Origin of the sequence: Rhizobacter sp., from assembly GCA_021153565.1 — a bacterium.
In the GTDB taxonomy this organism is placed as follows: Bacteria; Pseudomonadota; Gammaproteobacteria; order Burkholderiales; family Burkholderiaceae_C; genus Albitalea.
The window spans coordinates 1-7,881 of the sequence record JAJKJU010000328.1 but is presented as its reverse complement, the minus strand read 5'-3'; the positions used below and the strand labels follow the sequence as shown (position 1 = coordinate 7,881).

At 63.5% G+C, this 7,881-nt stretch carries 7 protein-coding genes; 3 read left to right on the top strand and 4 right to left on the bottom strand.

All coding sequences use genetic code 11. The features are described from left to right. Positions 1-280 precede the first annotated feature (280 nt). Positions 281-778 carry a 2-C-methyl-D-erythritol 2,4-cyclodiphosphate synthase gene (gene ispF / locus AC30NL_RS20330; RefSeq protein WP_489465801.1) on the bottom strand — a complete coding sequence of 166 codons (498 nt, stop codon included), beginning with the start codon at positions 776-778 and terminating at the stop codon, positions 281-283. Then, complete coding sequence (ispD, locus tag AC30NL_RS20325) at positions 775-1,470, bottom strand: 2-C-methyl-D-erythritol 4-phosphate cytidylyltransferase (RefSeq protein WP_489465800.1); 696 nt, start codon at positions 1,468-1,470, stop codon at positions 775-777. The genes ispF and ispD overlap by 4 nt, the downstream gene beginning before the upstream one ends. 95 nt (positions 1,471-1,565) lie before the next feature. On the opposite strand from ispD, the gene mfd reads away from it, so the two are divergent. Together mfd and serB are read left to right on the top strand one after the other, a co-directional pair. Then, positions 1,566-5,015, top strand: a complete 3,450-nt coding sequence (gene mfd, locus AC30NL_RS20320) for a transcription-repair coupling factor (protein WP_489465799.1) — start codon at positions 1,566-1,568, stop codon at positions 5,013-5,015. Positions 5,016-5,026: 11 nt separating this feature from the next. After that, positions 5,027-5,737, top strand: a complete 711-nt coding sequence (gene serB, locus AC30NL_RS20315) for a phosphoserine phosphatase SerB (RefSeq protein WP_489465798.1) — start codon at positions 5,027-5,029, stop codon at positions 5,735-5,737. Here the strand turns inward: serB and AC30NL_RS20310 are convergent. Together AC30NL_RS20310 and rraA are read right to left on the bottom strand one after the other, a co-directional pair. After that, on the bottom strand, positions 5,691-6,122 hold the full coding sequence (locus AC30NL_RS20310; protein ID WP_489465797.1) for a MerR family transcriptional regulator: 432 nt from the start codon (positions 6,120-6,122) through the stop codon (positions 5,691-5,693). The two genes, serB and AC30NL_RS20310, sit on opposite strands and share 47 nt — an antisense overlap. Positions 6,123-6,169: 47 nt before the next feature. After that, complete coding sequence (gene rraA / locus AC30NL_RS20305) at positions 6,170-6,667, bottom strand: ribonuclease E activity regulator RraA (protein WP_489465796.1); 498 nt, start codon at positions 6,665-6,667, stop codon at positions 6,170-6,172. A 375-nt stretch (positions 6,668-7,042) separates the two neighbouring features. Here rraA and AC30NL_RS20300 point away from each other — a divergent pair. Next, positions 7,043-7,881 (top strand): EamA family transporter (locus AC30NL_RS20300; RefSeq protein WP_489465795.1); only part of this gene is annotated, 839 nt, incomplete at its 3' end.

The window sequence follows — 7,881 nt, the reverse complement described above, 5'->3', positions numbered from 1 at the left end:
TTGGGGTGAGGGGTCTCTCAAAAATCACCCCCATCTCCCAGCATCTGAAATTCACATCGATTTCGGTCGAAAACTCACATCACTGCAAAAGAATGTCGTCAAAGCCAGTAAAGACGCGCAACTTTCCACGTGTCCAGCGTGCGTAAAGGTCAGCCCGAGGGAGAGGGGGCAATACGGGCACGCAGATCAAATATTGCCGATCCGCTTTTGCCGAATCCGCCTCCTTCGAATTAAGGTCACGTCGACCCCGAGAGACAAGCAGTGATGCGGACCATGTCGCTCAGGGCTTGAACAACAGACTTACCGCTCTCGCCTCGATTGCCTTGCCCTCGCCCACCGGCCCCATCTTTTCCGCCGTCTTGGCCTTCACGCTCACCTGCTCGATCGCCACGCCCAACGCCGTCGACACGCGCTGACGCATCGCCAGGATGTGCGGTGCCATCTTCGGCGCTTGCGCAACGATGGTGCTGTCCACATTGCCGATGTGCCAACCCGCCGCGCGAACACGCCGCGCCGCTTCGGCCAGCAAAGCCAGCGAATCCGCACCTTTGAAGCGCTCGTCGGTATCGGGAAAGTGATAACCGATATCGCCCAAGGCCATCGCCCCGAACAAAGAATCGGTGATCGCATGACACAGCGCGTCGGCGTCCGAATGGCCCAGCAGCCCGTGCGTGTGAGGCACCTCGACGCCACCCAGGATCAGTGGCCGGCCTTCGACCAGCACATGCGTGTCCCAACCCTCGCCGATGCGCATGCGCGGTTGTGGCGGGCGGTTCATGTCCGGGTCCTCAGAAGGCGCTCAGCCATGTCGAAGTCGCTCGGGTAAGTCACTTTGAAATTCTCCAGTGCGCCGCGCACGAGTTTGGGCGCGAATCCCTTGGCCTCGATGGCGCTGGCTTCATCGGTCACGTGGACGCCTGCGTCCTCGAGCGCGTCGCACAACATGCCGAGGCGAAACATCTGCGGCGTTTGCGCCTGCCACTTCTTTGCGCGGTCGACGGTGGCGGCAACGCGGCCATTGCATTCGTCCTTCAGAGTGTCGGGAACGGGCAGCGCGAGCAGGCCGCCAACCTCGTCGTTGATGCAAGCATCGATCAACCCGTCGACCCATTCAGGCCGCACAAGGCAGCGGGCGGCATCGTGCACGAGCACCCAATCATCGACAGCGGCCCCGTGTTGCGCCAGATCGGCCAGCCCCTTGGCCACTGTTTGCGCGCGACTCGCACCGCCGTTGCGCGACACCCATCCGGGAAAGCCGGGCACCTGCCATTCGAATTCATCGTCTTGCGGGCTCAGCACGACCAGCACGTTTTCAAGACGCTTCACCTGCGCCAACGCAGACAGCGTGTGCCCGACCACAGTCGCGCCCGCCAGCCGCGCATACTGCTTGGGCCCCACCGTCCCGGCGCGCGAACCGATGCCGGCACAGGGTACGAGGGCGAAGCAGCGAGAAGGGCGAATGGTCGTCATGGAGGTCCGCAAAGCGCGCGAATTCTATAATTCCATACTTGCATCGCCCCGTGGGAAGCACCTCGCGGGGCGATTTGCATTGCACCCATCGCTCGATGAATATCCCATCCATTGCCCCTGGCAAGCGTTTCACCCTGCCCCGCCCCGTCGGCTCATCGGATGCTTTGCTGCTCGCTCGCTTCGCGAGCGAGCAAGCGGCAAACAAGAAGCTCACGGCCATCGTCACCGCCGAACCCGCTGACACACAGCGGCTCGAAGGCGAGCTGACGTTCTTCGCACCGCACCTGCGCATCGCTGTTTTCCCTGATTGGGAGACGCTGCCCTACGACACTTTCTCGCCTCACCAAGATCTGATTTCAGAGCGGCTGGCCACGCTGTGGCGCATGCGCCAGGGCGAGGTCGATGTGGTGCTGATGCCGGCATCGACGGCCCTGGTTCGACTCGCGCCACCGAGCTTCCTCGCGGGCTACACCTTCAATTTCAAGCAGAAGGAAAAGCTCAACGAGGCCGCGCTCAAATCGCAGTTGACCCTCGCCGGCTACCAGCACGTGAGCCAGGTCGTTTCGCCGGGCGAGTACGCGGTTCGCGGCGGACTGATCGATCTTTTCCCGATGGGCTCGCCGGTGCCCTACCGCGTCGACCTTTTCGGCGATGAAGTCGATTCGATTCGAACCTTCGACCCCGACAGCCAACGCAGTCTTTATCCCGTGCCCGAGGTGCGCCTGCTACCGGGGCGCGAGTTACCGATGGACGAGGATGCCCGCACCGCGTTTCGGGCCCGCTGGCGCGAGAAGATGGAAGGCGACCCGACCAAGGTGCGCCTGTACAAGGACATCGCAACGGGCATTGCGACGGCAGGCATCGAGTACTACCTGCCGCTTTTCTTCGACCAGACGGCGACTATCTTCGAGTACCTCGGCGAGCGGGCCGTGATCGCGCTGCACGGCGAAATCGACGATGCGCTCAAGCGTTTCTGGACGGACACGCGCGAAAGGCATCGCTTCCTGCAGCATGACCGCGAACGGCCGATTCTTCCGCCGGAAGACTTGTTCCTGAAGCCGGAGGATTTCTTCACGCTCACCGGCGCGCATTCGGCCTTGTCCTTGCGCGGCAAAGAGCCGGTCGACTGGGCGAAGTCGCTGCCCGATCTGAGCGTGGATCGCGGTGCGCCGGAGCCGCTCAAGAAACTGCAATTGCACGTCGGCACCACGCCGCATCGCGTGCTCATCGTGGCTGAGAGCGAAGGCCGGCGAGAAAGCCTGCTGGAGCTTCTTCGCGACAGCCGCATCGAGCCGCCGAGCGTCGCAACGCTGGCCGAATTCGAAGCGGGCGACGAGCGCTTCGCGATCACCGCCGCGCCCCTGGCCGAAGGCTTCTTCTGGCACGAGCCCGATCAGGGCAAAGCCATCCAGTTCGTCACCGAAACTGAACTCTTCGCCACCTCGCCCACAGCACGGCGCAAGCGCAAGCAGGAACAGGTCAGCGACGTCAACGCGCTGATCAAGGACCTGTCGGAGCTGAAGGTCGGCGACCCGGTGGTGCATGTGAATCACGGCATCGGGCGCTACGTCGGGCTGATGAACATCGACCTCGGCGACGGGCCCAGCGAGTTCCTGCATCTGGAATACGCCGACAAGGCCACGCTGTATGTGCCGGTCGCGCAACTGCATTTGATCAGCCGCTACACCGGCGTGAGCGCCGAAGAGGCGCCACTGCATCGGCTTGGGTCCGGCCAATGGGACAAGGCCAAGCGCAAGGCGGCCGAGCAGGTGCGTGACACCGCCGCCGAATTGCTGAATCTGTACGCAAGACGCGCCGCGCGCGAGGGCTACGCCTTCCGCTTCTCGCCGCACGACTACGAGGCTTTTGCTGCGAGCTTCGGATTCGATGAAACGCCCGACCAGCAGGCCGCGATTCATGCCGTCATTCAGGACATGGTGTCGCCGCAGCCCATGGACCGCCTGGTGTGCGGCGACGTGGGCTTCGGGAAGACCGAGGTGGCCTTGCGAGCAGCATTTGTCGCTGTCACCGGCGGCAAGCAGGTCGCGATTCTGGCGCCGACGACCTTGCTGGCCGAGCAGCATTTCCAGAACATCTCCGACCGCTTCGGCAAGTGGCCGGTGAAGGTGGCGGAACTGTCGCGCTTCCGATCGCCGAAGGAAGTCAAGGTGGCGCTCGAAGGCATCGAGGACGGCACTGTCGACATCGTCGTCGGCACGCACAAGCTCATCAGTCAGACCGTGAAGTTCAAGCGGCTCGGCTTGCTTGTCATCGACGAAGAGCATCGATTCGGCGTGCGTCACAAGGAAGCCATCAAGGCCATGCGTGCCGAGGTGGACGTGCTGACCCTCACTGCGACACCGATTCCGCGAACGCTGGGCATGGCGCTCGAAGGCTTGCGCGACCTGAGCGTGATCGCCACTGCGCCGCAGCGGCGCCTGGCCATCAAGACCTTCGTGCGCAACGAATCGACAGGCACGATCCGCGAAGCCGTGCTGCGCGAATTGAAACGCGGCGGGCAGGTCTACTTCCTGCACAACGACGTCGAAACCATTGAGAACAGACGAGCTAAGCTGCACGAGCTGTTGCCCGAGGCACGCATCGGCGTCGCCCACGGGCAGATGCCGGAACGCCAGCTCGAGGCCGTCATGCGCGACTTCGTGGCGCAGCGGCACAACGTGCTGCTGTGCTCTACCATCATCGAGACCGGCATCGACGTGCCGAGCGCGAACACCATCGTCATCAGCCGCGCCGACAAATTCGGCCTCGCGCAGCTGCACCAGTTGCGCGGCCGTGTCGGGCGTTCGCACCACCAGGCCTATGCCTACCTGCTCGTGCCGGATGTCGAAGGCCTGACCAAGCAGGCGGCGCAGCGGCTCGAAGCCATCCAGGCGATGGAAGAACTGGGCTCGGGCTTTTATCTGGCGATGCACGATCTCGAGATTCGTGGTGCCGGCGAGGTGCTGGGCGACAACCAAAGCGGCAACATGATGGAAGTCGGCTTCCAGCTCTACAACGAGATGCTGTCGGAAGCAGTGCGCTCATTGAAGGCAGGGCGCGAACCGGATCTGTTGTCGCCCTTGAGCGCGACGACCGAGATCAACCTGCATGCGCCCGCCTTGCTGCCCGACGACTACTGCGGCGACGTGCACACTCGCCTGTCGCTGTACAAGCGGCTCGCGACCGCGGAGAAGCCGGAGCACATCGACGCGATGCTCGAAGAGATCACCGACCGCTTCGGCAAGCTTCCGCCACAGGGTCAGACCTTGTTCGACGTGCATCGGCTTCGCGTGCTGGCCAAGCCTTATGGCGTGACGAAGATCGATGCGGCGCCGAAGCTGATGGTGATCAACTTCAGGCCGAATCCGCCGGTGGATGCGCTGCGCATCATCGAACTGGTGCAGAAGAATCGGCACATCAAGCTCGCTGGCAACGACAAGCTGCGCATCGAAAAAGAGACCGCAGAGCCCAAGGATCGCGCACTGTTGATTCGCGACGTGCTGCGGGCCCTTGGCGCGCCCAGGCCCGACCCCGTTCCGCAATGACCTTACGCACCATGTCCGACTCCCACGCCCCAGGTCTCGTCATCCAAGGCTTCGCGCCGCCTTTGCAACTCTCGGCGTTCAAGCTCATTGCCTTCGACATGGACTCGACGCTGATCAACATCGAGTGCGTCGACGAGATTGCTGCCGCGGCCGGCCGCAAGGCCGAGGTGGCGGCCATCACCGAAGCCGCCATGCGTGGCGAGATCACCGACTACAAGGAAAGCCTGCGCCAGCGCGTCGCGTTGCTCAAGGGCGTACCGGTGAGCGCGCTGCATGAGGTCGTCGACACCCGCCTGCAATTGAACCCCGGCGCCGAAACGCTGGTCCGGGCGGCTCAAGCTGCGGGCCTCAAGACGCTCCTCGTCTCAGGCGGATTCACCTTCTTCACGGACCGCATCCGCGATCGCCTGGGCATTGACTTCACACGCTCCAACGTGCTCGCCGTGGAAGACGGCTTGCTTAACGGCCGCATGGTCGACCAACCCTGGGGCGACATCTGCGACGGCGAAGAAAAGATGAAGATGCTGCTCGCCACCTGCAAGCAGCTTCACATCGACCCGCGCCAAGCCATCGCCGTGGGCGACGGTGCCAACGACCTGCCGATGATGGGCGTGTCGGGCCTGTCCGTGGCCTATCACGCCAAGCCCAAGGTGCGGGACCAAGCGATGGTCGCGATCAACGGCGGGGGTTTGGATCGGCTGCTCGAGGTGGTGCAGCCGTGAGGTCGAGGCCGTCGCCGCCGCGCTGCGCGCGGCCGTCGACACGGGCTTGATAAATAGCGATCGTGTCTCGCAGTTTCGCAAGGTGCTCGTGCTGCTCGCGCAGCCGCTTGGCCAACTGGTCAGCATGACGCGCTAGCAGTTCGAGGCGGGCCGCCACTGTGGCGTCGCCCTGGGTGCGCAGCGAGCAGTAGCGCTCCATCTCGCGAATCGACATGCCGGTCTCGCGCAAGTGATGCAGGAAGTTGACCCATTGCGAATCCTGCGCGCCATAAATGCGGTGGCCGAGTTCGTCGCGAGCCACCTCGCCCATCAGGCCTGCGCGTTCGTAGTAGCGCAGGGTGTGTGCGCTCAAGCCGCTGTGCTGGGCAAACTCACGGATGTTCACGGTGAAGCATGCCTTTCATGTACTGCTGACGCTCGGCATGTTGAGCACTACCTGGGTTCGAGCGTGACGACCATGCCATCTTCGTCTGCATAAAGCCAATCGCCTGGGCGAATCCATACGCCTTCGATCTGAACCGGCACGTCGCGCTCGCCTGCATTTTTCTTTTCGGTCGGCAGCGGCATGAGCGCCAGCGCCCGGATGCCGACTTCCGTCTGGGCGAGTTCTGCGCAATCGCGCACGCAGCCATGCACGACCACGCCGGCCCAGCCATTGCGCTCGGCCGCCGTTGCGAGGTTACCGCCGACGAGCCCCCGGCGAAGCGATCCGCCACCGTCGACCACCAGCACGCGCTGGCGGCCGGGCTCGTCGAGCGCGGCTTTCACGAGAGAGTTGTCTTCGAAGCACTTGACCGTGCTTACCGCGCCTGCAAAACGGCGGCGCGCGCCGAAATCGCGAAAAACCGGTGGCAGGACACGGAACGCGCCGCTCCTGTCGTTCTTGTGCAAGTCGCACAGATCGCAGGTGGAAAAGTCGGGTGTGGTCATGCGTCAACCTCGTTGCGTGGACGTGTGAGGCACAAGTGGCTCACTGCGGCGGGTTCGCTCGATGGTACGAGCACGCGGTTTGTCGTGCACGAATCAAGCTGTAAGGACATGGCCCGGAATAATTTTCCGTTTTGGGGGCCGCTGGGCGGGATGCGATACAAGGCGCCCCGAGCGCCGTGTGGCAAGCCATCACAAGCGAGGAGCACCGCCGCAGCGCGCCCGCCCTGCGCCCCCCAAAACGGGAAATTGTTTTGGGCCATGTCCTATGCATTTCGTCGCCCGGATGCAATCCGGCGATGACTCTTGAGGCTGGCGCTGGCGCTGATGTCATAGGATGGCGCCCCCTCAATCTCGTTCATCCTGTCGATCACCGCCATGAACACGCTCGCCGCACGTCCTCCGACCAGCTCGCCCTTGTCGGGCATCCTGATCGTCTGCCTCGCGGCCACCTGGCTCGTGTGGGGCTCGACCTATCTTGCCATCAAGTTCGCACTGCTGAGCTTTCCGCCCTTTTTCCAGATGGGGACGCGCTTTCTTTTCGCCGGGGTATTGCTGATGGCATGGATGCGTTGGCGCGGCGCCGCATGGCCTGACGTGAAACAGTGGCGGAATGCGCTGATCATCGGAGCGCTGATGCTGGGCGGCGGAATGGGTGGCACGGCCAACGCCGAAGTCACGGTCGGGTCAGGCTTGGTGGTGGCCTTCATCGCCATCGTGCCCTTGATGATTGCCGCGCTCAATCTGTTGTACGGCGTCAAGCCGGGTCGGCTTGAACTGGCCGGCATTGGGGTCGGCTTGGCGGGGGTACTGATGTTGACACAGGGCGCCAGCTTCCAGTCCTCGCCGGCAGGGTTGGCCGCCATTTCAGTGGCCTGCATCACGTGGTCGATCGGCAGCGTGCTGAGCCAGCGCAGTCTGGTGCTCGCACCGGGAGCGATGGGGTTCGCGAGCGAGATGATTTGTGGTGGCGCGGTGCTGTTGGTCCTGTCGCTCTTGGGCGGTGAAGCGCCGCACTGGCCTCCGTCGCCGACCGCAGTGGCTGCCTGGCTTTACCTGGTGGTGTTCGGCTCGCTGATCGCATTCAACGCGTACATGGTGCTGCTGGCCAATGCACCGGCGGGGTTGGCTTCGAGCTGTACCTTTGTGAATCCGGTGATCGCGATGGTCCTGGGGGTGGCGATTGCAGGTGAAGCGGTGACGTCGTTCGAGTGGAT

Coding starts and splice junctions, on each gene's coding strand:
- ispF (WP_489465801.1), bottom strand. CDS start 778: ATGAACCGCCCGCCACAACCGCGCATGCGCATCGGCGAGGGTTGGGAC.
- mfd (WP_489465799.1), top strand. CDS start 1,566: ATGAATATCCCATCCATTGCCCCTGGCAAGCGTTTCACCCTGCCCCGC.
- ispD (WP_489465800.1), bottom strand. CDS start 1,470: ATGACGACCATTCGCCCTTCTCGCTGCTTCGCCCTCGTACCCTGTGCC.
- serB (WP_489465798.1), top strand. CDS start 5,027: ATGTCCGACTCCCACGCCCCAGGTCTCGTCATCCAAGGCTTCGCGCCG.
- rraA (WP_489465796.1), bottom strand. CDS start 6,667: ATGACCACACCCGACTTTTCCACCTGCGATCTGTGCGACTTGCACAAG.